Here is a 24,629-nt window from a genome sequence, read left to right as displayed (position 1 = left end):
CATGCGCTTCCAGATCCTCGGGCCCACCAGCGCGCTGGACGAGGACGGCGAGCCGGTCGCGCTCGGCGGTCCCCGGGTGCGCGCGCTGCTGACGCTGCTCGCGTTGCACGCCGGTCGCATCGTCGGCGGCGAGCAGCTCGTGGACGGCATGTACGGCCCGAGACCGCCCGAGGGCGTGGCCAACGCGCTGCAGTCGCAGGTCTCCAGGCTGCGCCGGGCGCTGGGCAGGGACCTGGTGGAGTTCCATCCGGCGGGATACCGGCTGGTGGCCGACCCTCAGGACGTGGACGCGCGCAGGTTCGAGCTGCTGACGCAGCAGGGCAGGCAGGCCCTCGCCGGCGGTGATCCCGGCCGGGCGGCCACGCTCCTGCGCGAGGCGCTCGAGCTGTGGCGGGGCGCGCCGCTGTCCGACGCCCCGCACGCCAAGGCCGCCGCGACGGCGCTGGCCGAGCTGCGGCTGGCCGCCACCGAGGACCGCGTGCAGGCCGACCTCGACCTGGGCCGGCATCGCGAGCTGGTCGCCGAGCTGAGCCAGCTCGCCGCCGCCCACCCGCTGCGCGAGCGGCTGCGCGCCCTGCTCATGCGTGCCCTCTACGGCAGCGGCCGGCAGGCCGAGGCGTTGACCGTCTACGACGAGGCCAGGAAGATCCTGGACGAGGAGCTCGGCGTCGAGCCGGGGGCCGAGCTGGCCGCCGCCCACCTGGCCGTCCTCAGGGCCGACCCGGCGCTCGGCGCCCCCGCTCCCGACGCCGCCCCCGCGGCCCCGCGGCGGCAGGGCCTGCGCGCCCAGCTCACCAGCTTCGTCGGCAGGGCCGAGGAGATCGAGCAGGTGGCCGCCAGGCTGCGGACCAACCGGCTCGTCACGCTGATCGGGCCCGGCGGCGCGGGCAAGACGCGACTGGCGACCGAGGCGGCCGACCAGGAGCCCGGCGACGTGTGCTTCGTGGAGCTCGCGCCGGTCTCCGAGGACGCCGGCGTGCCCGGGGCCGTCCTGTCCGCCCTCGACATCCGCGACGCCCCGCCCACCCCCGACCGGCTCACCGTCGACCCGGCCACCCGGCTCGTCACCGCGCTGGCCGGCCGCAGGCTGCTCCTGGTCCTGGACAACTGCGAACACGTCATCGCGGCCACCGCCGACCTGGCCGACCTGCTGCTGGCCTCCTGCCCCGAGCTACGCGTGCTGGTGACCGGGCGCGAGGCGCTCGGCATCACCGGCGAGTCGATCCTGCCCGTGGCGCCGCTGCGGCTACCGCCGCCCGAGGCCGGCAGCCCCCTGGACTATCCGGCGGTCCGGCTGTTCGCCGACCGCGCCGCCGCCGTACGGCCTGGTTTCGCCGTCGACGCGGGCAACGCCGCGGCGGTCGTACGCATCTGCCGGGCGCTCGACGGGCTGCCGCTGGCCATCGAGCTGGCCGCGGCGCGGCTGCGCACCCTGCCGGTGGCCGACGTCGCGGCCCGGCTCGACGACCGGTTCAGGCTGCTGACCAGGGGCAGCCGTACGGCGCTGCCCCGGCACCAGACGCTGCACGCGGTCGTCGCGTGGAGCTGGGACCTGCTGGACGAGAGCGAGCAGCGGCTGGCCAGGCGGCTGAGCGTGTTCGTCGGCGGCGCCCGGCCGGAGGCGGCCGAGCAGGTGTGCGGGTTGCCCGAGGACGTGCTCTTCTCGCTGGCGGAGAAGTCGCTGGTGGAGTTCGTGGGCGACCGTTTCCGGATGCTGGAGACGATCAGGGCGTTCTGCGCGGAACGGCTGGCGGAGTCGGGCGAGGCCGAGTCGATCTCCGAGGCGCACGCCCGCTACTGCCTCGACCTGGTCATGACGGCCGACCCGTTGCTGCGCACCGGTGAGCAGCTGGAGTGGCTGGTCCGGCTCGACGAGGAGAGCGACGAGCTCGACGCGGCGATCCGCTGGGCGACCGCGTCCGGGCAGCCGGAGCTGGGGTTGCGGCTGCTGGCCAACTGCGGCTGCTACTGGTGGATGCGCGGCAACCGCATCACCAGCGCCCATCTGGCCGCCGACCTCATGGCCGCGCTCGGCTTCCGGCATCCGCCGGGCATGGAGGAGGAGTACGTCATGTGCGTGCTCATCAGGGCCTGGACCGGCGGCATCGACGAGGAGTTGCGCGCGCGGCTCGCGGAGGCGCGGCAGCTGCTGCCGACGTACAACCTGCCGATGCGGGTGGAGTTCCTCTCGATGCTGCTCTCGGCCTACACAGGGCCGCCCGGCGAGTACGACGAGGTCTACGCCGCGCTCACCAGCCGCGCCGACGAGCTCGAGCCCTGGCAGGAGGCGCTGTCCTACGGCGGTGTGGCGTTCCTGCTGCAGTCGACCGGCCGGGCCGCCGAGGCGCTGGTCAACTTCGAACGGAGCCTGGCCGCGTTCAAGGCCATCGGGGAGCGGTGGGGCATGGTGATGACGCTGTCCGGCCTCGGCGCTCTCTACCAGGAGAAGGGCGACTTCACGACCGCGATCGCGCTGGCCGACGAGGCGCTGGCGGTGGCCACCGAGCTGGGCGCCGAGACGGAGATCGCCGAGGCCCTGTGCCGGCGGGGCGACGCCCGGCTCAACCAGGCCGACGCGACGGGCGCGCGGGCCGACTACCTGCGCGCCGCCGAGATGTCGCGCAGGAACGGCTCGACGGAGACGATGGCGTGGGCGCACCTCGGGCTGGGCCAGGTCGCGCTGTTCCAGGGCGACCTGGACGAGGCCCGCGCGCTGCTCGTCCAGGCTCGTGACGAGGTGCCGAACGACTGGTACACCACGGAGGAGACCCGCGCCCGCATCACCGCCGCCCTCGACGAGGTGAACGCCCGCTCAACCGGGCCTGACAGCGGGGCGGTCAGCCAGCCGCCGGACGGGCCTGCCAGCGGGGCGGTCAGCGAGCGGTAGGCAGGCCGTCAGCCGCGCTCCCGACAGTAGGCGGCATGAAGAACAAATGGTCCTGCCTGGCCATCGCCTGCCTGGCCACCCTGCTGCTCTCGCTCGACCTCACGGTCCTGCACCTGGCCCTGCCCAGGCTGGTGACCGACCTCGGCGCGAACTCCACCCAGTTGCTCTGGATCGGCGACATGTACGGCTTCGCGCTGGCCGGCCTCCTCGTCACCATGGGCAACCTCGGGGACCGCATCGGCCGCAAGCGCCTGCTGCTGATCGGCGCGGCCGCGTTCGGCGCCGCCTCGGTGGTGACTGCGTACGCGCCCAACCCCGAGCTGCTGATCGCGGCCAGGGCCCTGCTCGGCGTGGCCGGAGCGACGATCATGCCGTCCACCCTGTCGATCGTCCGGAACGTGTTCACCGACCCGGGCGAGCGCACCGCGGCCATCGGCATCTGGAGCGGGATGAGCGCCGCCGGGTTCGCCATCGGCCCGGTCGTGGGCGGTCTCCTGCTCGACCACTTCTGGTGGGGCTCGGTCTTCCTGATCAACGTACCGATCATGCTGCTGGTGCTGGTCGGCGGGATCCTGGTGCTGCCCGAGTCGCGCAACCCGCACGCGGGCCGGCCCGACCTGGTCAGCGTCGTCCTCTCGTTCGCCGGCGTGGTGACGGCCGTCTACGCGGTCAAGGAGGCGGCGCACAAGGGCCTGGAGCACGCCGACGTGCTGGTGGCGGGCGCGGCCGGGGTCCTGCTGCTGGGCCTGTTCGTGTGGCGCCAGACGCGGCTGCCCGAGCCGCTGATCGACGTCCGGCTCTTCAGGCGGCGGGCGTTCAGCGCGTCCATCGTCACGAACCTGCTGGCGATCTTCACGATGTCGGCCATGATGCTGATGTTCGGCTGGTACCTGCAGCTCGTCCTGGGCTGGTCACCGCTCCAGGCGGGCCTCGCACAACTGCCGGGCGGCCTGAGCGGCGCGGTGGGCGGCATCATGGCCGCCAAGCTGATCCACCGCATCGGCAGGAACGGCGTGGTCGCCCTGGGCCTGGCCATGAACGCCGGCTCGTTCCTCTACTACAGCACGCTCGGCCCCTCCCTGAACTACTTCGCCCTGCTCCCCGTCATGATCATCGGCGGCCTGGGGGTCGGCTTCACCTTCACCGTCAACAACGACAACGTCCTCGCCACGGCCCCCAGGGAACGCGCGGGAGCGGCCGCCGCCGTCTCGGAGACGGCCTTCGAACTGGGCGGCGCACTGGGCATCGCCATCCTCGGCACGGTCCTGAACACCGCGTACCAAACCAACCTCCACCTCCCCACGGGCCTCCCCGCCGCCGACGCCGCACGAGAGTCGATCGCAGGCGCGGTAAGCACGGCCACGACCTTGCCGCCGGAGCAGGCGGATCAGCTCATGCGAGCAGCACAGACGGCCTTCATCGAGGGTCTGCACGTGACCGCCCTGGTCACTGCTGCCCTCCTGGCCGTAGTGGCCGTGTTGGCCCTGATCGGGCTGCGCGGCGTACCGAAGGTCATCCCGGAAGAAGTCCTGACCCACGCATGACCCCGGAAACCAGCATGGTCCTCACAACGGGGGGGCGCTACGCCCGATAGTGGCTCGGGCAGCGCCCCCTACCGATCCCCCAACTGCTCGGTCCTCGCGATGAGGGCGCGCTATGCGCGATGGAGCGCTCAGGCAGCGCCCTGTGGGGGCCAGCCCCCACACCCCCAGGCGGGGCCCTGCCGGTCCCCGCGCCCCTCGGACGCGATCCCGGTACCGTGCGCTCATCGGCGTTGACCTGCTGGCGCTTTGGCAGAAACGAGCATCCACGGCAAGGACATCAGTGGCTATCGAGAACGGGTTCCCACTTGCTGAGAGATCCGCAGCAGGTAGCCGTCCGGGTCCTGCACCGCGAACTGGCGCACGCCCACGGCATCGACGCTGCGCTCGTACCAGCGCTCTTCCAACGGCAGCCACATCTCATAGCCGGCGGCGAGCAGCGCGTCGTGAATCCGATCTACGTCGTCCACTTCAACAGTGAGGTTGATCCCGCGCCCGTAGGGGTGGTCCAGCTCCGCGCGCGGGTAGAGACGGTCCCGGCTCAACGGCTGCTCCAACATCAGATCCGCCCCGTCACGCTCCAGGTAGGCAAACCGCTCCTGGGGCCGCTCGTAGCGGATCTCGAAGCCCAGCAGCCGATAGAAGGCCAAGCTGGCCTGAATGTCGGAGCAGATCAATTCTGGAACAAGTCGAGACATCTCGTCACTCTGGCAGTTCCCGGCCACTCCAGCCAAACCTGCGCCCATTCGACCGCCGTTCCTTCGGACTCGGTAAGCCTCGAACAGGCCTCCCAGGTCGCCGGCCGAGTGCCGAGACGCTGTGCTGAGCGCCGTCCACCTCGCGCCGCACTCCACCGTCCCGCTTCCCGCCGACCCGGCGCCAACTGGTGCGGAGCGCCACAAGCCAGGCGAACAATCTGTGCCGACCCCGCCTGACACGGGCCCCGAAGACCGCAGCGGGCACACGGCCGAAACTCGTCTATGTCCTTGCTGCCCCGGGCGACCTCGGTAGGGGCGAGTCCTGCCTGGGGAAATGGCAAGGTCATTCCCGCTGGTCGGCTCACCTGCCCTGCACGAATTCTCAGAGCGGTCACCGAGAGCGGACATCGGCCTCTCATTAGGATCACCAGCATGGAACCCCACGAGGGCACGCGCGGTGTTCTCTATGTGATCGCCTGTGCCGCACCTGCCGCCGCCGATCTCCATCACCTGGTCCCCATGGCCCGGGCAGCCGGGTGGCAGGTACACGTGGTCACCACGCCGATGGCGGAACGCTTCGTCGATGTCTCGGAGTTGGAGCGTCTGACCGGTGACCTGGTCCGCAGCACGTACCGCATGCCGGAGGACCCCAAGGGTCTCCCTCCCGCCGACGCCGTGATCGTGGCTCCGGCGACGTTCAACACGATCAACAAGTGGGCGAACGGCATCGCCGACACCTTCGCCGTCGGCCTGTTGTGTGAGGTGACGGGGTTCGGCGTCCCGATCCTTGCCGTGCCGCTGCTGAAGGACGCGCTCGCCCGGCACCTCGCGTTTCAGCGGAGCCTGGACACGCTTCGGGAGATGGGCGTGCGGGTCCTGTTCGATCCCGCCGCCCCGCCGCAGTCCCGCATGCCATCCTGGGAACGCATCATGCAGGAGCTACACACCGTTGCCGGGGAGCGACAGACGCAGGGGTGATGGCATGGACGCCCGCGGGGAGATCGGCCGGCGGATCGCTCGGGCACGCCGTCGCCGTGGACTGTCCCAAGCGGTCCTGTCCGGTCTCGTCGGCCGTTCCGAGAGTTGGCTGAGCCAGGTGGAGCGCGGGCAACGTGCCGTGGACAACCACACCGTGATCAACGCCCTCGCTGACATCCTCGGCTTGCCTGTGGATGAACTCACCGTGAAGAAGACGACTGCGATGACGCGCTACCAGGCAGCATCGGCCATCCGGCAGGCGATGATGGGCTACGACGGCCTCTCCTCCCTCATCAACCCCCAGCACACCCAAGGCTCCCACGAGAGCGTCGTGTGGCTGCGGCACGAGATCCGCCGCGTGAACCGGCTCTACCAGGCCACCCATTACAACGAGGTCGGCAGGCGGTTGCCCCGCCTTATCGTGGCCACCGAACTGGGCAGCCGCCATGCCCCCGCCGCCCAGCGCCGGGCGTACCAAACCCTTCGCTCGCTGACCTACCACTCCGCCACCACGACGCTGCGCCGCGTGGGGGAGGCGGAACTCGCCTGGGTGGCCGCCGACCGCTCGCTGGCCGCCGCGCAAGAAGCGGACAAGCCCCTCCTCGCCGCCGTGAGCGCCTACCGGCTCGGCTACGTCCTGATACGGCTTCGCGAAACGGAACGCGCGCTGCACCTGGTCCTCCAGGCGGCCGACGCGTTGCAGAGCGCCTCCAAGCGCCCCACGCCGCGCGCTCTGCCCATTGTGGGCGCGCTCTACCTGGTCGCCGTCACAGCCGCCGCCGCGGCGTACGACCAAGCCGGGGTGCGTACCTTCCTCGCGCAGGCCCGGCAGATCGCCAATTCTCTCGGCGAAGACCGCAACGACTTCTGGACCGCCTTCGGCACGACCAACGTGACCATTCACGAGATCTCAGCGGCCGTCGAGTTCGGCGACACCCGACAGGCGATCGGCAGCAGCGAAACCCTCAACCTGGCACACCTGTCTGACGGCCTGGTAGGACGCCGCGCCCAGGTGCACCTGGACCTCGCCCGCGCCTACGCCTTGCAGCGCAAGGACGCCGCGTCGGTCAATATGCTCCTCGAAGCCGAACGGCTCTCGCCCGAGCTTGTCCGCTACGGTGGCCGTCCCCGCGAGCTGCTGACCCAACTGCTCAAGCGGGAGCATCGTGCCAGCACCCCGCAGCTTCGCGGGCTGGCTCGCCGGGCGGGCATCGTCTGACCCGCACTTTTGTGCGGCTCCTTGACCTTCACCACCGTGCGGGTTCCGCCGTTGACCCGCACCTACGGTTCCCCCTGCGTGGCGTGGCCTGAGGCCACGTCCCCCAACAGGAGGGAACGTCACATGCGGCACGAAGAAGCAAACGCGTGGAATCGGTGCGTCTGCTGCCCCGAACCCCGTCAACCGATCGACCTCGGCCCGGTCCGGCCCCTGTCGGCGCTGGAAACCGCCGATGAACTCCGCGCCGCTTTGGCGCGCATGGGGATCTCCGCCGATGTCCACGAAGGGCGCGGTCTCGCGCTGGTGTCGGTGTGGACCGGGCTCGTGGTGTGGACGGACGGCTTCTGGTACCGATGGTGGACGGGGCGCCGCTCCCAGACGGGCCGCTGGCTCTACGCACATCATTCCGCGTTCGAGCCGGAGCGGGCCGCGCGCAGGATCGCTGCTCGATACGCCGAACTCCGTGAAGCGCCGAGCATCATGGTCGCAGGTGTGTCGTGACGCCCGGCAAAGGCTGCCTGAGTCCGCACGTACCCATGGCCCAACGTGGGCATGTCCGGCTCACATGGCTGGAACCATGCGGTGCCTTGGATCGCGTCCGCACCGTGGCGTGGACGTGTACATGCAGGGCCGTGTTCTACGAGCTGTGCGAGGGTGGCGGCCAGACTCTCATCCGCCGCACCCTGCAGGCCGAAGCTGGGGACGTGGTTCTCGAGACCCACCAGTGCTCGATCGTTGAAGCTCGCGCGATCTGGGCGGCACTGCTGTCAGGCCGAGCCCGGTAGACGGGCACGGCGGATGGGATCGCTCCGGATATCAACCGTCCCATCGCCGCGCCGCACCCTGTGGTCCATCGAATACCCACAGCCGCTCTTCCACCGCACCCGAAGGTTGCCCCATTGCGTGTCCCGACCACGGTGTCAACGGGGCCCGATCCAGCAGGCCCACCTGGTGATCGGGCGCAAGTTCGGCGTTGTCCCGTCGGGCAACGACAGCCCCGCGGCACGCCGGTCCGGGGTGGGCATCAGTCGGTCCACCGCATAGCCGGTCAACGGGTGGGGGCGTCTGGCGAGCGGAGCGAGCGGGGGGTTCGGGGGTGGGCTCCAGCAGGCCAGACCGGTAACCGGGTCACGGGTGGGCGATGGCGCCGAAGGCGCGGAGGGGTGCGCCGCCAGGCGCCCGAATAAGAAGCGCCTGAGCCCCTCGGCGCGAAGCGCCTCCCCGAGAAGACCTTTTGCCCGGTGAGGGTGGCGGCGGTAGGCGCGGATGATCAGGCGATGGGGTTGCCGATGCAGGGGCGGGTGATGGTCGGGGCGAGGGAGTCGAGGCGGTTGCGGATGAGGCGGGCCACGCCCTCGATGGTCTGGATGCCCGCGTCCGGGCCCGGCTGGTAGTCGGTCTGGACCGACAGCAGCAGGTCGCGGCCCGGGCCCGAGATGCGGCCGTAGCTCGTCATGGCCCACGTGCCGGAGATGAACGGGCGTGGCGTCCAGCCGTTCTTCAGGGCCACCCGGTCTCCCGGGCGGGCGGCGGCGCTGACGCCCCATGACTGGTCCTTCTGGACGCGGGACATCAGGCCGAGCACCAGCCGGCGGTCGGCCGCGGTCAGGTCGCCCTCTCGGCCTTTCCTGCCTCTGACCAGGAGTTTCAGGAGGCGGATGCGGTCGGCGGGGCTGGTGAGGGTGCCGCCCCAGAAAATGGCGGGTCCCGGTGTCGTCTCCGTCAGGCCCACGCTCTGGTAGAAGGCGCTCATCGCGGAGGAGGCGCCGACGCGGGACCACAGGGCGTCCGCGGCGAGGTTGTCGCTCTCCGTGATCATGAGGACGGCGAGGTCGCGTTCCTCCTCGTCCAGGTCGCGGGTGCGCTGGTGCAGGAGCGCGGTCAGGATGTCCACCTTGGCGCCGCTGGCGGTGATGATGTCGTTCTCGTGCTCTCCCTGCCCGAAGTGGATCCCGGTGACCAGGTCCAGGACGCCGTAGACGATGCGGCCCGGGCGCGTGCCGATATAGGCGGAGATGTCGCGTACGAGCTGGATGCGGGCCGCGACCCCGGCACGCGGGGCCGCGATCCTCAGCATGCAGCGGGCCACCTTCGGCGGAGGCTTGGCCGCCGCGGGGATGACGGCTGCCTGGTCGGCGCCGCATCCCGCGGTCAGGAGCAGCATCGGCCAGGCAAGCATCCACCTCGTACGCACGCGTCCACCTCCGAAGGATCGTCGGGGGTCGCAAGCGAGGATGCCATGCCGTGTGGATCAGGCCATTGTGCTCGGTGGGTCGCTGGTCAAGTCTTCACATGATCTTGCCGATCCGGGTGCCGGGTGGTGGTCAGAGGTGCTCGGTGAGGAAGGCGGCGGTGGCGTCCACGGCCTGCGTGACGTACGGTTCGCGGTCGTACAGGTCGATGTGCTGCTTGGCGTCGACCCAGACGAGCTGTTTCGGCTGGTCGAGGCGCCGGAACGCCTCCTCGGCCCCCTCCGGAGAGCAGAACCGGTCGACGACCCCGTGCACGATCAGCGCCGGCTTGGGCGACAGGAAGTCGGCTCCCATCATGTTGTCCATCGTGACCAGCTCCCGCACGCTCGCCCTGGTCACCGAGTTGGACCAGTGTGGCGAGGCGCCCCGTGAGGTGCCGTAGTACGCGTACGGCTCGTCGCCCGGCATGGCGGCCTCCCCCTCCTCCGGGGGCGAGGAGGAGACGACCGGCATGTACTCCACGGCGCCGCCCTGGTCCTGGCGTTCGAGGACGTCCGTGAAGCCCGCCAGCGCCGCCTGGTAGTCCATGCCGGAGCGCATGCTGTACGGGTTGTTGTACGCGCCCGCGATACCGACAAATGTCCGGACTCGGGGGTCGAAGGCGGCGAACTTGAGCGCGTAACCACCCCCCAGACACACCCCCACCGCCCCGATCCGATCCCGGTCCACCTCGGCCCGTGACCGCAGGAACGACACCGCCCCCCGCAGGTCCCGCAGCTTGCCCTGCGGATCCTCGTCCAGGCGGGGAAGCCCTTCGGACTCCCCCCAGTTCCGATGGTCGAAGGACAGCGTCACGTACCCTCGCTCGGCCAGCCGCTCCGCGTACAAGCCTGTGACCTGGGAGCGCACCCCGGTGAACGGCCCCGTGAACACCAGAGCGGGCCGCGGCCCCGCGCCGCCGGGGACCCGCAGGTCCCCGGCGAGCGTGAGGCCGTCGACCACGAACTCGATTCGCGTGGTCAGGATCACGAGTCGAACCCCAGCCCCATCCGGTCGAGCGCGCGCAGCCACAGGTTGCGCTTGCCCTGGTGCTGGTCGGCCTGCGCGATCGACCACCGGGTGAACTGGATGACCCCGGAGCGCACCGGCTCCGGCGGGAACGGCATCGGCTTCTCCTTGACCATCCGCAGCTCGGTCCGCTCGGTGGACTCGCCCGACAGCAGGTCGAGCATGACGTTCGCGCCGAAGCGGGTGGCGCCCACGCCCATCCCGGTGTAGCCGGTGGCATAGGCCAGCCGCCCGCCGTGCGCCTGGCCGTAGAAGGCGCTGAACCGGCTGCAGGTGTCGATCACCCCGCCCCACCGATGGGTGAACCGTACCCCGTCGAGCTGGGGGAAGGTGTCGTAGAAGTGCTCGGCGAGCTTGACGAACGTCTCGTCGCGCTGCTCGTACTCGGGTTTGACCAGACCCCCGTTGTAGTAGACGGCGTCGTAGCCGCCCCACAGGATCCGGTTGTCGTCGGTCAGCCGGTAGTAGTGGAACTGGTTGCCCGAGTCGCCCACGCCCTGCCGGTTGCGCCAGCCCACCTCGGCGAGCTGGTCGTCCGTCAGGGGCTCGGTCATCAGCGCGTAGTCGTACACGGGGACCACGAAGTGCTTGAGCCGCCGCAGCAGCGGCGGGAACACCCCGGTCCCCAGCGCCACCTGCCGCGCCGCGACCGCGCCGTACGGCGTGCGCAGCGTGATCGTCGTGCCGTCGTCGCGCAGCGAGCGGACCGGGGTGCGTTCGTGGACGCGCACCCCCAGCCGCAGGCACGCCTCCCGCAGCCCCCATGCCAGCCGCGCCGGGTCGAGCATGGCGCACCCGCTGCGCTCCCAGAGCCCGCCCAGGTAGGTCGGCGAGTTCACCTCGGCGCGCACCTGATCCTGGTCGAGCGGCACGTAGTCGAGCCCCAGCTCGGAGATCAGCTCCAGGTGCTCGCGCAGCCCGTCGAGCTGCCACGGCTCGGTGGCCACGTGCAGCTCCCCGGTGCGCTCGAAGGAGCAGTCGACGCCGTAGCGCTCCAGGGTCTGCTCGATCTCGTCGAGGTTGGCCACGCCCATGCGCTCCAGGCGCCCGATCTCGTCCGGCCACCGTTCCAGGCCGTTGGCCAGGCCGTGGGTGAGGGTCGCCATGCAGAACCCGCCGTTGCGGCCGGTGGCGGCCCAGCCGATCCTGCGTCCTTCGAGCAGGACCACGTCCAGGGACGGATCGCGTTCCTTGGCCATCAGGGCCGTCCACAGCCCTGAGAAGCCTCCGCCGACGACGACCAGGTCGGCGCTCGTTGTCTGGTCGAGCCGCGGTCGCGGCTCGGGTCTGGCCGGGCTGTCCAGCCAGTACGGCTTGCGCTCCGCGTCAGCAAGCGCCTTCAGCGGATCCACAAATCCCACTTCCCTACGAAGTTCGTGGAGGATATTTAGGTACGGCGCCGTGCCGCCACCGCGTTTCCGATCGCGATCAGCACCCCGATGCCGAAGATCAGCGTACCCATGACGTTGACCTGCGGTGGGATCCCGGTCTTGACCGCACCGACGATCCACAGGGGGAAGGTGACGGTCGAGCCGTTGACGAAGCTGGTGACCACGTAGTCGTCGATGGACAGAGCGAACGACAACATCGCGCCCGCCATCACGCCCGGCATGATCGACGGCAGCGTGACCTGCCTGAACGTCCCCCAGGCCGTCGCCCCCAGATCCCTGGCCGCTTCCTCCAGCGACGGGTCCAGCGTGACGATCCGCGCGCGTACCGTCACCACCACGAAGGACAGCGAGAACAGCACGTGGGAGACGATGATCGTGTTCGCGTCGCGCGGCACGTTCCCCGAGACGAACAGCGACAGCAGCGACGCGCCCATGACCAGCTCGGGTGTGGAGATGGCGGCGAAGACCAGGAAGTTCGTGACCCCCTTGCCGCGGAAGCGGTGCCGTCCGATCGCCAGCCCCAGCATGGTGCCGATCACGACCGTGATGATCGTGCTGACCGCGGCGATCACCAGCGAGTTGCGCAGCGCCACGGTCAGGTCGGAGATGTCGAACAGCTCGGCGTACCAGCGGAGCGTGAAGCCCTGCCAGGAGGTGTTCGACTTGCTCTTCTTGTCGTTGAAGCCGAAGAGGATCATCACGGCGATCGGCGAGGACAGCCAGAGGATGATGATCCAGGTGTAGATGTGGAGGAGCCGGTCGCCGAGCCTGATCCCTCTCATCGGGCCGCCGCCTCGAGCACGTTCTCCGTCCCGAGCGCCCTGGCGTAGATGAAGATGCCCACCAGCAGCACCGCCATCAGCGTGAACGACAGGGCCGAGGCGGTCGGGTAGTTGAGGTTCGTCAGGTACTCGGTCTGGATGATGTTGCCGATCATCGTGTTGGCCGTGCCGCCGAGGATCTGCGCGTTGATCGGGTCGGCCGTGGCGGGCACGAAGGTCATCAGCACCCCCGCGAACACCCCCGGCAGCGACAGCGGCAGCACCACCCGCCGGAAGGCCGCGGTCCGCGTGGCGTACAGGTCCTGGGCCGCCTCGATCACCCGCGGGTCCACCCGCTCCAGCGACACGTAGATCGGCAGGATCATGAACGGCAGGAAGTTGTACGTCAGCCCGCCCACCACCGCGACCGTCGTGGCCAGCACGTGGAAGTCCTCGGGCAGCAGCCCCCAGCCCTTCAGCGTGCCGAACAGGATGCCGTTGTCCGACAGCAGGAAGTTCCACGAGATCGTGCGCAGCACGAACGACACGAAGAACGGCAGCAGCAGCAGGAACAGGTACACGGACTTGCGCGTGCCGCCCTTGAACGCGATCCAGTACGCCACCGGGTACCCGATCACCAGCATGGCCACGGTGGCCAGGCCGCCGTAGAGCAGCGAGCGCACCAGCTGGGTGCTGTACCGGCCGAGCGCGTCGCTGTAGTTGGAGAAGCTGAACGTCATGGCGAAGCCGTCGATGGCGTTGCCGGTCTGCAGGGAGACCGAGGCCATCGCGGCCATGGGGACGACCAGGAAGATCGCCAGCCACATCCAGCTCGGCAGCGCCAGCAGGTAGGGGGTGAGCCGCCTCATGCGCTACGCCTGGGTGATGGACTGGAAGATCGGGTTGAAGACCTGCTCCTGCTGAGTGGTCAGCGGGGTGTAGTTGTGCAGCTTGGCGTAGTCGGCCTCGGTGGGGAACATGAGCGGGCTGTCGATCATTTCCTCGAGGGACTTCTTGTCCTTGCCCTTGGCCGTCTTGGCCTTCTCCCTGAGGAGGTCCTGCACGGCCGGGACCGGCGTGACGTACTGGATGAACTCGTCCAGCTCGGCGGCCACGGCCGGCTGGTAGAGGTAGTCCATGAGCATGAGCGCGTCCACCGGGTTGGCCGCGTTCTTGGGGATGAGCATGTTGTCGGTCCAGATCGTGCCGCCCTCCTCGGGCACCACGAACTTGACGGGCTCGCCGGCGAGCTGGCGCTGGAAGACGTCGCCCGACCAGGCCATGCTGAGCCAGACGTCGCCCTTGGACACAGCGTCGATGTAGCTTTGATCGTAATATTTCCGGACAATTCCGGCGTCGCGCTGCGCCTTGAGCTTCTCCCCGGCCTTCTTCCAGTCCGCCTCGGTCGACTTCTCGGGGGCGATGCCCAGCGCGAACATGCCGAAGTTCGCGATCTCCTGGGCATCGGCCATCATGCCGACCCGGCCCTTGTACTTGGGGTCGAACAGCGACTCGATGCTGGTGATGTCCTCGTTCACGTACTTGGTGTTGTACGCGATCCCGGTCACCCCCGACGTGTACGGCACCGTGTACTTGTTGCCGGGGTCGTAGGCCCGCTCCTTGTACTTCTGACCGGCGTTGGCCTCGAAGTTCGGGAGCTGGGAGTGGTCGAGCGGCGTCACGTAGCCCAGCTCGATCATGTGCTGGAGCTGGACGCCGTTGGTCATGACGACGATGTCGTAGCCCAGCGACTGGCCCGCCCGCAGCACGGGGTCGGCCTTGCCGAAGAACTCGGCGTTCTCCTGGATGACCTCTTTGTACTCGTACGAGATGCCGGTGGCCTGCTTGAACTTCTCCAGCGGGGCCTTGTCCTCGGGCATGTACTCGGGCCAGTTGGCGAAGACGACCTTGCCGTGCTTGGTCTGCTTGGCCCAGAAATCCTTGACCGCGTCGGCCTTCGGCGGAGCGGCCTTCTGTCCTTGAACGCCGCACGCGGCCAGCGCGAGCCCTGCGGCGGAGAACCCGGCGACCCGGAAGAAATCGCGACGGGAACGGAGCATGGGGTGGTTCATGAGCTGCTATCGACTTCCAATCACATATGAGTGCTGCGCCTGCCACGACAGCCACACGGAGTCCCCCCGCTCCGCCGTGGCCGAAGCGTCAAGCGCGTTCTGCTGGAACACAGTGATCTCGGCCCCGTCGGCGAGACTCACCGTGTAGCTGTTGTAGGTCCCCAGGTAGACCACCTCGGCGACGGTGCCGCGCACGGCGCTCAGGCCCTGACCGGGCTCGACCGTGTCGATGGTGATCTTCTCGGGCCGCACGGTCACCGTCACGTCGCCGTCGTGCCCGGGCACCAGCACCCGGCCGCCGCCGATCTTCAGCTCGCCGCCGCTCGCGGTGCCCGTGAGCAGGTTGGAGGTGCCGATGAAGCCGGCCACGAACGCGGTCGCGGGCCGCTCGTAGATCTCCCGCGGCCCGGCGAGCTGCTCGACCAGGCCGTCGTTCATGACGGCGATCCGGTCGCTCATGGTCAGCGCCTCGTTCTGGTCGTGGGTCACGTACACGAACGTGATGCCGACCTCGCGCTGGATGCGCTTGAGCTCGATCTGCATGGCCTGGCGCAGCTTGAGGTCGAGCGCGCCGAGCGGTTCGTCGAGCAGGAGCGCCCGCGGCCGGTTGACCAGCGCGCGGGCCAGCGCCACGCGCTGCTGCTGGCCGCCGGACATCTCGCGCGGGCGGCGCTTCTCCCTGCCGGTGAGGTCGACGATCTCCAGCATCTCGCCGACCCGCCGCTTGATCTCCTCCTGCGGCGTCTTGCGCTGCTTCAGCCCGAAGGCCACGTTGTCCCAGACGCTCATGTGCGGGAAGAGGGCGTAGGACTGGAAGACCATGTTGATGTCGCGTTTGTTGGGCGGGACGTCCGTGACGTCCTTGCCGTGCAGCCGCACCAGCCCCTTCGAGGGCGGTTCGAACCCCGCGATCATCCTCATGGTCGTGGTCTTGCCGCACCCTGACGGGCCGAGGAGGGAGAAGAACTCCCCCTCGGCGATGCCCAGGGTGATGCCTTTGACCGCCTGGACGACCTCGCCATGCGAGAGGTACTCCTTGACGACGTCCTCAAGCTCTATCGCATTCAGCTCAGTCATCCCAGCCGCTGTCCTATTCGCCGATGTAGTGCATGACGTGCTTGACCCGGGTGTAGTCGTGCAGGCCGAACACCGACAGGTCCTTGCCGTACCCGGAGTGCTTGAAGCCGCCGTGCGGCATCTCCGAGACGAACGGGATGTGCGTGTTGACCCAGACCACGCCGAAGTCGAGCCGGTTGGACATCCGCATGGCCCGGCCGTGGTCGGAGGTCCAGACCGAGCCGCTCAGGCCGTACTTCACGTCGTTGGCCTTGGCCAGCGCGTCGGCCTCGTCGGCGAACGTCTGGACGGTGATCACGGGGCCGAAGACCTCGTTCTGCACCATCTCGTCGTCCTGCTTGAGACCGTCGACGATCGTCGGCGCGAAGAAGTAGCCCTTCTCGCCGACCCGGTGGCCGCCGGTGAGGACCTTGGCGTGCGCCGGGGCCCGGTCGATGAAGCCCTGGACCCTGGAGAGCTGGTTCTCGTTGTTGAGCGGCCCGTAGAGCGCGTCCTCGTTGCCCAGGTCGCCGGTCACGGTGGCGGCGGCGGCCTCGGCGAGCGCGGCCACGAACTCGTCGTGCACGCTCTCGTGCACCAGCACCCGGCAGGCGGCGGTGCAGTCCTGGCCGGCGTTGTAGAGGCCGGCGGTGGCGATGTCGGAGGCGGCCTTGCGCAGGTCCTTGACGTCCTCGAACACCACGACCGGGGCCTTGCCACCGAGCTCCAGGTGCACACGCTTGAGGTCCTCGGCGGCGCTCTTGGCCACCGACATGCCCGCGCCGACCGAGCCGGTGATGGCGACCATGGAGGCGGTGGGGTGGCTCACCACGAGGGCGCCGGTCTCGCGGTCGCCGGTGACGACGTTGAAGACGCCCGCGGGCAGCACCGAGCCGAGGATCTCGGCCAGCTTGAGCGTGGAGGCCGGGGTGGTGTCGGACGGCTTGAGCACGACCGTGTTGCCGGCCGCCAGGGCCGGGGCGATCTTCCAGACCGCCATCATCATCGGGTAGTTCCACGGCGTGACCTGGCCGATCACGCCGATCGGCTCGTGCCGGATGACGCTGGTGTGCTCGGCGAGGAACTCGCCGGCCGTGGGGCCCTCCAGGGTGCGCGCCGCGCCCGCGAAGAAGCGGAAGTGGTCGGCGGCCACCGGGGTCTCGTCCTCGGCCATCCGGGCCCGCGGCTTGCCGGTGTTGAGGCACTCCGCCTCGTTGATCTCATCGGCCCGCGCGTCGATCGCGTCGGCGACCTTGAGCAGGAGGTTGGCCCGCTCACCCGGCGTGCTCCTGCCCCACGACTCGAACGCGGCGGCAGCGGCGGCGAAGGCGGCATCGACGTCCTCCGGGCCGGAGACAGGGGCCTGAAGGTAGGCCTCGCCTGTGCACGGGTCGATGATGTCGGAGAACTTGCCGCTCTTGGCGTCCACGAACTCACCATTGATGAAGTTCTGTAGACGGATCATGCGCCCTCCAAGTGGGTGGCTGAGATGCCGCGACTCTTACAGAGCAGGTGCATCTCGACAAGGGATTTCGTGGTGAAGATACCAAATTGCTACGAATTCGCTTGACAGGCCGCCAGGAACTGACAACATGTCGCACCAGGACGGCAACTCAGCGGGAACGCACCCGTAACGCCGGACCAGTAGGAGGATTCCGTCGATGACGACGCCGCCCCGCGTACGCCGCAACAACGCCAATGCCGGGCCGGTGGTGCTCGACGATCTGTCCAAGCAGATCATCGAGCAGCTCCAGTCCGACGGGCGCATGCCGTACGCGGCGATCGGGAAAGCGGTGGGCCTGTCGGAGGCCGCCGTGCGTCAGCGCGTCCAGCGGCTGCAGGACGCGGGCGTCATGCAGATCGTCGCGGTCACCGACCCGCTGACGCTCGGATTCCCGCGGCAGGCCATGATCGGCATCAACTGCGAGGGCGACCTGGAGGCCGTGGCCGACGAGCTGGCGGCCATCGACGAGATCGACTACGTGGTCCTCACGGCAGGCTCCTTCGACGTGATCGTCGAGGTGGTCTGCGAGGGAGACGGTCACCTGCTGGAGATCCTCAGCAAGATCCGCGCCATCCCCGCCGTGCGGGCCACGGAGTCGTTCGTCTATCTCAAGCTGCGTAAGCAGACCTACTCCTGGGGCACTCGCTAGCCCACCGTCTCCACGATGGGCAGGATCGGCGTGTCGGCCGTGCGCACCAGGCGCGGGCCCTCGGGACCGTACACCTCGCGGGGCTCCGGGAACGCCGTCAGCAGCGCCAGATAGAGCACGCCCGCGACGGCCAGGCCCACCGGCAGCGAGATGTCCACTCCCCCGGCCAGGTTACCCAGCGGGCCGACGAACTGGCCCGGCAGGTTCACGAACAGCAGCGCGAGGCCCGCGGAGACGAGCCAGGCGGACAGCCCGCGCCAGTTCCAGCCGTGCGCGAACCAGTAGCGGCCGCCGCGCTGGCGCCGGTTGAAGACCTGGAGCGCCTCGGGGTCGTACCAGCCCCTGCGGGTCACGTAGCCGAGCATCATGATCACCATCCACGGCGCCGTGCACGTGATGATCAGCGTGGCGAACGTGGAGATGCTCTGGGTGAGGTTCGCGGCGAAGCGGCCGATGAAGATGAACACGATCGACAGCGTGCCGATGAAGACCGTCGCCTGCACCCGGGAGAAGCGGGTGAAGACGCTGGAGAAGTCGAGCCCGGTGCCGTAGAGGGAGGTCGTGCCGGTGGACATGCCGCCGATCAGGGCGATCAGGCAGACCGGTACGAAGTACCAGCCGGGCGAGACGGCCAGCAGCCCGCCGACGTAGTTGGGGGCGGCCGGGTCCATGTAGTCGGCGGCCTTGGTCGCGATGATCGAGGCGGTGATCAGGCCGAACAGGAACGGCAGGATGGTGGCGAGCTGCGCCAGGAAGGCCGCGGCCATCACCCGGGACTTCGGCGTCGCGGCCGGGATGTACCTGGACCAGTCGCCCAGGAAGGCGCCGAACGACACGGGGTTCGACAACACGATCAGCGCCGCGCCGATGAACGACGGCCAGAACAGCGGGTCGCCGGCCGGGAGCGTACCGGGATAGGACGGGTCGAAGTCCCCGGCGAAGGCGAACGCCCCCAGGACGAACAGCAGCGACGCCGCCGCGACCGCGATCTTGTTGACGAACAGCATGAAGCGGAAGCCGTACACGCAGACGATCAGCACGAGGACGGCGAAGAGCGCGTACGCGACGCCGTACGACAGGTCGGTGTCGGGCAGCCCGGCCAGCAGGTGGGCGCCGCCGACCAGCGCGTCCCCCGACGACCACACCGAGATCGAGAAGAACGCGATCGCGGTCAGCAGCGACAGGAACGAGCCCACGACCCGGCCGTGCACGCCCAGGTGGGCGGAGGAGGAGACGGCGTTGTTGGTGCCGTTGAGCGGCCCGAACAGCGACAGCGGCGCCAGGATCAGCGCGCCGACCACGAGCCCGAGCACGGTCGCGGCCAGCCCCTGCCAGAACGACAGGCCGAACAGGATGGGGAAGGCGCCGAGCACGCAGGTGGCGAAGGTGTTCGCGCCTCCGAACGCCAGCCGGAACAGGTCGATCGGGCGCGCGTTGCGGTCCGCGTCGGGGATGCGCTCGACCCCGTACGTCTCGATCTCGGTGAGGCTCATGCTTGCTCCTGCAACGCCAGCAGGCTGACGAGGTCGTAGGCCACGTGGGAGGCGGCGACCGAGGTGATCTCCGCATGGTCGTACGCCGGGGCCACCTCGACGACGTCGGCCCCGACCAGGTTGTGGCCGGCCAGGCCGCGCAGGATCTCCAGCAGTTCCCGGCTGGTGAGCCCGCCCGCCTCCGGTGTCCCCGTGCCCGGGGCGTGGGCCGGGTCCAGCACGTCGATGTCGACGGACACGTACAGGGGCCGGTCGCCGATGCGCTGCCGCAGCACGTCGATCACCTCGTCGAGGCCGCGCCGCAGCACGTCGGCCGCCGTCAGGATGCCGAACCCGAGCCGCCGGTCGTCCTCGAGGTCCTTCTTGCCGTACAGCGGGCCCCTGATCCCGACGTGGCTGACGGCCTCGGTGTCCAGCAGGCCCTCCTCCACCGCCCGCCGGAACGGGGTGCCGTGCGTGTACTCGGCGCCGAAATAGGTGTCCCAGGTGTCGAGGTGGGCGTCGAAGTGCAGCAGCGCCACCGGGCCGTGCTTCCTGGCCACGGACCGCAGCAGCGGCAGCGCGATCGTGTGGTCGCCGCCGATCGCGACGAGCTTGGCGTCGATCGAGTCCGCCGCGCCCTCGATGCTCTCGATGGCCGCCCCGATGTCGAACGGGTTGGCCGCGATGTCACCGGCGTCGACCACCTGCACCCGCTCGAACGGCGAGACGTCCAGCCCCGGGTGGTACGGCCGCAGCAGCCGGGAGGCCTCCCGGACCGCGGCCGGGCCGAACCTGGCGCCGGGCCGGTAGGACACGCCGGTGTCGAACGGCACGCCCACGACCGCCACGTCGGCCCGCTCGACCTGGTCGAGCCTGGGCAGGCGGGCGAAGGTGGCGAGCCCGGCGAAACGCGGGACCTGAGAGGAGTCGACAGGGCCAAGGTTCATGCGGCCCAGTGTTCGTCATGCCTCTGACCTGCGGCAATTGTAGAACCAACGAAGTCACACGGTGTGTGTTGTGGGTGGCCACAAGCAGGTCATCACCCGGGTTTGGCACCGGCCGAAAACCGAGCCGTATTCACCGGCATTTCATTCGGGCAAAGCGCCGTCGTATGATCTCGGCAGCAGCCTAGGAGGGACTCTCTATGGGGGAACCGGCTCACGCGGTTGGCACCGGGCTTGCGGAGCTGACTGACATGACGCTGCTCCAACTGACCGAACTCGACGACGCCACCCTCGACGGGCTGGTGAGCAAGATCCTCGGGCGAAGGGGGCCGTGGGATCGGCTGTGGCAGGAGGATGCCAACAACGGTGCCGTCCCGTGCGATGGCTGAACGAGTGTTCGGCCGCTGAGACGTACGAGATCTGCCACCGCCTGGTCGACGACGACCTCACCTCCGAGCTGCTGACCCGGCTCCGGGAGATCCAGCTCCACAGGAATCAACTGCTCGTGGAGGCCGTGCGGCGGCAGGTGCGCGGGACGGACGCCGATGCCGCGTTCCGCGCGCTGGCCGAGCTGCAGGAGAGCGATCCGCGGCTCATGGCGGAGCTGCTGGTGCTCCCCCAGGTGGGCTGCTGGGCGGTCGACTGCCTGCGGCGGCTGCGCGACGGCGAGGATCCGGACCTCGGCTATCTCGTCTCCTTCAGCGCCGGCGCGGCGCTGCGGGCCGGGCGGCGGCCGCCGCTGCGCCCCGGCGCGTTCGTCCCGGGGCTCGGCACGTTCGCGGAGTCCGGTCTCGTCCCGATCCCGACCCTGCACGCGCAGGCGGACGGGCTGGGGCTGGCGGTCAGGCTCGACGCGGTCGACCCGTACCTGGCGGGCTTCGGCAGGCGGGGCGAGGCGGACCCGGTGTGGTGGCAGCGCGAGCTCGGCCGCGCCTGGCAGGTGCTCTGCGAACGGCATCATTACGCCGCCGGGACGATCGCGGCGGTCTTCACCACGCTGGTGCCGCTGGAGGGCCGGGATCGAGCGCGGCCCGCCAGCGCGACGTCCGGCTGGGCGTACGGGGCGATAGCGCTCTCGCCGCCACCGGACCCGGTCGCGTTCGCGGAGAGCCTGGTCCACGAGGTGTGGCACCTGGTGCTCGGCGCGGTCGAGGACATGGTCGAGCTGACCGGCCCCGACGACGGACGCCGCTGGTACGCGCCCTGGCGCTCCGACCCGCGACCGCTCGGCGCGCTGCTGCAGGGCTGCTTCGCGAACTTCGCGATCACCGCGTTCTGGCGCGCCGAACGCCACGCGAACCCGCCCGTCGAACGCCACGCGAGCCCGGCCGTCGAGCGGGCGGAGGCGGAGTTCGCCTACCGCCGGGCCATCACGTTCGAGGCGCTGACCCGCGCGAGCGGCTCGGAGGGCCTGACCGGGCCGGGCGAGGTGCTGGTGAACGGGCTGCTGGGCCGGCTCGGCGAGTGGCTGCACGAGCCGGTGCCCGCCTCGGCCGAGCGGCGGGCGGCCGAGCTCCGGGACGGGCACCGTGCGCGCTGGCGGAGCGCCAATCCCGGGTTTTCGATCTAGACCGTCAGTCGTTCATGGGCTCGATGCCCAGGTTGACCCGGCCGTACTGGGCGGCCAGCCGGGCGTGCGGGTGGTCAGGCATGATCGAGCGCTGGTAGCCGTCGATCATCTTCTCCCGCAGGCTCTGGGCGCCGTCCTTGTCTCCGTCGGCGTTGCGGTCGAGGGACAGGTTGGCCATGGCGGCCAGGGTGTTGGGGTGGTCGGGGCCCCGCGTCGTGACGTTGCGCTCGAGCACGGTCTCGCCCAGCCTCCGGGCCTGCCCCACCTCGCCCAGCGCGGCCAGGTCGCTGGCCAGGTTGTACATGGCGATGAGGGTGTTGGGGTGGGTGTCGCCCAGGAGGGCCTTCATTCCCTCGGCCGCCCGCTCGCTCAGCCCGCGGGCGCCGCCCGGATTGTTCCTGACCCGCAGCACGATGGCCAGGTTGTTGTAGGCCGCCAGTGTGTTGGGGTGGTCGGGGCCGGCCACCTTCTCCAGGCTCAGCACCGTCTCCTCGCCCAGCCGCTGGGCGCCGGCCAGGTCTTCGGTGAGCCGGTAGTCGTTGATGAGGTTGGTGGCCGACTGCAGCGTCTGGCGGTGCTCCTGGCCGAGGGTCGACTTGTGCCGCTCCCAGGCCTTCACACCCTGGACGAAGGCGTCCTCGTAGAGGCCGACCCGGTTGAGTGCCACGCTGAAGTCGATGGCGACCAGGAGCCGGAACTGGTTCCATGGCTGGTTCTTGCGGTCGATGGCGTTGCTGATCCGCCGGATCAGGTCGAGGGACTCCTCGTAGCGCCCCAGCCCGCGCAGGTCGCGGGAGCGGCCGAACTGCGAGCTCAGCGTCGCGTGCTCGACCGGGCCGAAGATGCGCTGCCGCTCGGCCAGCGTCTCGTCGTCGTAGCGCAGGGCCTCCTGGAAGCGGCCCAGGCAGCGCAGGCTCACCGCCACGTTGCTGCGGATCCGCAGCGTGTCGGGGTGGTCGGGGCGCAGCTGCTGCTCGAAGAGCGGCAGCAGCCTCAGGTCGTTGTCCAGCGCGTCGGCGTAGCGGCCGAGCAGCCGCAGCCCGACGTCGTGCACGCGGGCGCAGCTCAGGTAGACGGCGTCCAGCTCGCCGAAGTTGTCGCGCAGCCGCTGGAGGGTGTCGGCGTGCAGGCGCAGGCTCTCCTCCCACTGGCCGGCGGTGCGCAGCGCGTTGCCGACCTGGACCGCCAGGGCCAGGGTCTGCTTGTCGTCCTGGCCGAACCGCTGCCGCCACAGCTCCAGCGTCGGCAGGCCGATCCGCAGACTCTCCTGGTGGCCGCCGCGGCGGTAGAGCTGCTCGACCTGGTTGATGATCAGCTTGCGGACCAGGCGGTCGGCGGACTCGACCGCCCGCGAGGGCACCAGGTGCTGCAGGGACCGCTGGTAGATCTGCTCGCTGTCCTCGCGGTCGACCGCCCCGGGATCGGAGGCGGCCAGCAGGAGGTGGGCGGCCTCCTGGAAGCGGGCCGCGGCCTCCGGGTCCTCGCGCACCATGCGGTCCCTGGTCACGGCCTGCACGACGCGGTGCAGCTGCACGACGTTGCGCACGCCGTCGAGCTTGAGCATGGAGTAGCGGCCCAGCTCCCTGGCCGCCCTGCGGAACTCGGTCACGCCGCTCAGCACCCGGTCGAGCGGCTGCGGCAGCTTGGAGGCCACGGCGGGCTGCACGAGCAGCTCCTCGGCGATCGGCTCGGCGGAGAGGCTGGCCAGCAGCTTGAACAGCGCGTCGGCCTCCGGCGAGATCTTGCTGCGCGAGACGCTCCACGTCGTGGCCACGGTCTGGGGGTATTTGATGTCGACCGAGCTGGCCAGCAGCGCGTGCGCGTTGTCGCGGAACAACTCCAGGTATTCGGAGATGCTGGTGCCGGTCTCGTTCAGATACGCGGCGGCGTGCTCGGCGGCCAGCGGGAGGTTTCCGAGCTGATTGGCCAGCTCCTTCGCGTCGGCCTCGGCTTCCACGGAGCCGGACCTACCCGGGTCGGCCAGGGCGGTCACCCGCCTATGAAAGAACTTGACCGTTTCGTCGGGAAGGAACTCCCCTACCTCGATCCCGTCGAGGTCCATCGCCCGCCGCCAGTGGCGGTCGCGCGTGGTGATGATGACGTGGCCGCCGCCGCTGGGCAGGTAGTGCTGCACCGAGTTGGCGCTCTCGACGTTGTCGTAGATCAGCAGCCATCGCTCGTAGAGCTCGCGATTGGCGAGGGCGGACAGGACCAGCCTGGCGGAGTAGTCGCGATCGTCGGGGCGGAAGCCGTCGAGGGACATCTTGCGGCCCAGCCCGATCAGCGAGTTGACGATGGTCTCCTCCTGCTCGGCCCTGATCCACCAGACGAGGTCGTAGTGCTCCGCGTGGCGATGCGCGTATTCGGCGGCGATCTCGGTCTTGCCGATGCCGCCCATGCCGTAGACCGGCTGGGGCGGCTGGCCGACCAGCGCGGTCGAGTGCTGCGCGAGCCGGCCGTGGAGCTCGGCGAGCTCACGCTCACGACCGGTGAAACAGCGGTTGCGGAACGGGATCTCCCGCCCCCAGAGGGTGGGGCGGCGCTCCTGCCGCGCGACGTCCTCCATCACGATCACCGCCACTGGTCGCTATTCGGCTTTCGCCACCGATCCTAATGCGATATCT

At 69.7% G+C, this 24,629-nt stretch carries 20 protein-coding genes; 8 read left to right on the top strand and 12 right to left on the bottom strand.

The window, feature by feature from the left end:
* The first annotated feature begins 1 nt into the window (after window position 1).
* Both ABZX61_RS58470 and ABZX61_RS58465 read left to right on the top strand, forming a co-directional pair.
* On the top strand, window positions 2-2,887 hold the full coding sequence (locus ABZX61_RS58470; RefSeq protein WP_355210022.1) for a BTAD domain-containing putative transcriptional regulator: 2,886 nt from the start codon (window positions 2-4) through the stop codon (window positions 2,885-2,887).
* A 35-nt stretch (window positions 2,888-2,922) separates the two neighbouring features.
* On the top strand, window positions 2,923-4,431 hold the full coding sequence (locus ABZX61_RS58465; protein WP_355210019.1) for a DHA2 family efflux MFS transporter permease subunit: 1,509 nt from the start codon (window positions 2,923-2,925) through the stop codon (window positions 4,429-4,431).
* Between the two features lie 284 nt (window positions 4,432-4,715).
* On the opposite strand, the gene ABZX61_RS58460 is transcribed toward ABZX61_RS58465, so the two are convergent.
* Window positions 4,716-5,126 (bottom strand): VOC family protein, encoded by a 411-nt coding sequence (locus ABZX61_RS58460; protein ID WP_355210016.1) that lies wholly within the window; start codon window positions 5,124-5,126, stop codon window positions 4,716-4,718.
* A gap of 432 nt (window positions 5,127-5,558) precedes the next feature.
* Between ABZX61_RS58460 and ABZX61_RS58455 the strand changes: the two genes are divergently transcribed.
* The 3 genes from ABZX61_RS58455 (at window position 5,559) to ABZX61_RS58445 (ending at window position 7,824) form a co-directional block, all read left to right on the top strand.
* Window positions 5,559-6,104 (top strand): flavoprotein, encoded by a 546-nt coding sequence (locus ABZX61_RS58455; RefSeq protein WP_355210013.1) that lies wholly within the window; start codon window positions 5,559-5,561, stop codon window positions 6,102-6,104.
* A gap of 4 nt (window positions 6,105-6,108) precedes the next feature.
* Window positions 6,109-7,323: a helix-turn-helix transcriptional regulator gene (locus ABZX61_RS58450; RefSeq protein ID WP_355210010.1), complete on the top strand. Its 1,215-nt coding sequence runs from the start codon at window positions 6,109-6,111 to the stop codon at window positions 7,321-7,323.
* 123 nt (window positions 7,324-7,446) lie between these two features.
* On the top strand, window positions 7,447-7,824 hold the full coding sequence (locus tag ABZX61_RS58445; RefSeq protein WP_355210007.1) for a hypothetical protein: 378 nt from the start codon (window positions 7,447-7,449) through the stop codon (window positions 7,822-7,824).
* A gap of 769 nt (window positions 7,825-8,593) precedes the next feature.
* Here the strand turns inward: ABZX61_RS58445 and ABZX61_RS58440 are convergent.
* The 8 genes from ABZX61_RS58440 to ABZX61_RS58405 all read right to left on the bottom strand — a co-directional run bounded on the left by ABZX61_RS58440 (window position 8,594) and on the right by ABZX61_RS58405 (window position 17,328).
* Window positions 8,594-9,517 carry a serine hydrolase gene (locus ABZX61_RS58440; RefSeq protein ID WP_350738941.1) on the bottom strand — a complete coding sequence of 308 codons (924 nt, stop codon included), beginning with the start codon at window positions 9,515-9,517 and terminating at the stop codon, window positions 8,594-8,596.
* 130 nt (window positions 9,518-9,647) lie between these two features.
* Complete coding sequence (locus tag ABZX61_RS58435; protein ID WP_355210004.1) at window positions 9,648-10,544, bottom strand: alpha/beta hydrolase; 897 nt, start codon at window positions 10,542-10,544, stop codon at window positions 9,648-9,650.
* The gene (locus ABZX61_RS58430) at window positions 10,541-11,935 is read right to left on the bottom strand and encodes an FAD-dependent oxidoreductase (protein ID WP_350738947.1); all 1,395 of its coding nucleotides are present in this window, start codon (window positions 11,933-11,935) and stop codon (window positions 10,541-10,543) included. Before ABZX61_RS58430 ends, ABZX61_RS58435 begins: the two co-directional genes overlap by 4 nt.
* Before the next feature lie 35 nt (window positions 11,936-11,970).
* Complete coding sequence (locus ABZX61_RS58425) at window positions 11,971-12,756, bottom strand: ABC transporter permease (protein WP_350738949.1); 786 nt, start codon at window positions 12,754-12,756, stop codon at window positions 11,971-11,973.
* Window positions 12,753-13,604, bottom strand: coding sequence for an ABC transporter permease (locus tag ABZX61_RS58420; protein ID WP_355209999.1), 852 nt, complete (start codon window positions 13,602-13,604; stop codon window positions 12,753-12,755). Before ABZX61_RS58420 ends, ABZX61_RS58425 begins: the two co-directional genes overlap by 4 nt.
* 3 nt (window positions 13,605-13,607) lie before the next feature.
* Window positions 13,608-14,795 (bottom strand): spermidine/putrescine ABC transporter substrate-binding protein, encoded by a 1,188-nt coding sequence (locus tag ABZX61_RS58415; RefSeq protein WP_350738957.1) that lies wholly within the window; start codon window positions 14,793-14,795, stop codon window positions 13,608-13,610.
* 18 nt (window positions 14,796-14,813) lie between these two features.
* The gene (locus ABZX61_RS58410) at window positions 14,814-15,884 is read right to left on the bottom strand and encodes an ABC transporter ATP-binding protein (RefSeq protein ID WP_355209995.1); all 1,071 of its coding nucleotides are present in this window, start codon (window positions 15,882-15,884) and stop codon (window positions 14,814-14,816) included.
* A 13-nt stretch (window positions 15,885-15,897) separates the two neighbouring features.
* Window positions 15,898-17,328: a gamma-aminobutyraldehyde dehydrogenase gene (locus tag ABZX61_RS58405; protein ID WP_355209992.1), complete on the bottom strand. Its 1,431-nt coding sequence runs from the start codon at window positions 17,326-17,328 to the stop codon at window positions 15,898-15,900.
* A 196-nt stretch (window positions 17,329-17,524) separates the two neighbouring features.
* Between ABZX61_RS58405 and ABZX61_RS58400 the strand changes: the two genes are divergently transcribed.
* Window positions 17,525-18,016 (top strand): Lrp/AsnC family transcriptional regulator, encoded by a 492-nt coding sequence (locus ABZX61_RS58400; protein ID WP_350738965.1) that lies wholly within the window; start codon window positions 17,525-17,527, stop codon window positions 18,014-18,016.
* Here the strand turns inward: ABZX61_RS58400 and ABZX61_RS58395 are convergent.
* Both ABZX61_RS58395 and speB read right to left on the bottom strand, forming a co-directional pair.
* The gene (locus ABZX61_RS58395) at window positions 18,013-19,509 is read right to left on the bottom strand and encodes a cytosine permease (RefSeq protein WP_355209989.1); all 1,497 of its coding nucleotides are present in this window, start codon (window positions 19,507-19,509) and stop codon (window positions 18,013-18,015) included. The genes ABZX61_RS58400 and ABZX61_RS58395 overlap by 4 nt on opposite strands.
* A complete protein-coding gene (speB, locus tag ABZX61_RS58390) occupies window positions 19,506-20,438 on the bottom strand; it encodes an agmatinase (protein WP_350738971.1) in 933 nt (310 codons plus the stop codon). Before speB ends, ABZX61_RS58395 begins: the two co-directional genes overlap by 4 nt.
* Window positions 20,439-20,686: 248 nt before the next feature.
* Here speB and ABZX61_RS58385 point away from each other — a divergent pair, with 248 nt between their 5' ends.
* Together ABZX61_RS58385 and ABZX61_RS58380 are read left to right on the top strand one after the other, a co-directional pair.
* Window positions 20,687-20,824, top strand: coding sequence for a hypothetical protein (locus ABZX61_RS58385; protein WP_350738974.1), 138 nt, complete (start codon window positions 20,687-20,689; stop codon window positions 20,822-20,824).
* On the top strand, window positions 20,812-22,005 hold the full coding sequence (locus tag ABZX61_RS58380; RefSeq protein WP_355209985.1) for an HEXXH motif-containing putative peptide modification protein: 1,194 nt from the start codon (window positions 20,812-20,814) through the stop codon (window positions 22,003-22,005). Before ABZX61_RS58385 ends, ABZX61_RS58380 begins: the two co-directional genes overlap by 13 nt.
* Window positions 22,006-22,009: 4 nt before the next feature.
* On the opposite strand, the gene fxsT is transcribed toward ABZX61_RS58380, so the two are convergent.
* Window positions 22,010-24,571 carry an FxSxx-COOH system tetratricopeptide repeat protein gene (fxsT, locus tag ABZX61_RS58375; protein WP_355209982.1) on the bottom strand — a complete coding sequence of 854 codons (2,562 nt, stop codon included), beginning with the start codon at window positions 24,569-24,571 and terminating at the stop codon, window positions 22,010-22,012.
* Between the last annotated feature and the right edge of the window lie 58 nt (window positions 24,572-24,629).

Source organism: Nonomuraea sp. NPDC003709 (assembly GCF_040610775.1).
GTDB classification, from domain to species: Bacteria; Actinomycetota; Actinomycetes; order Streptosporangiales; family Streptosporangiaceae; genus Nonomuraea; species Nonomuraea angiospora_A.
The sequence above is the reverse complement of the archived record's forward strand: the minus strand, read 5'-3'. Positions and strand labels throughout refer to the sequence as shown.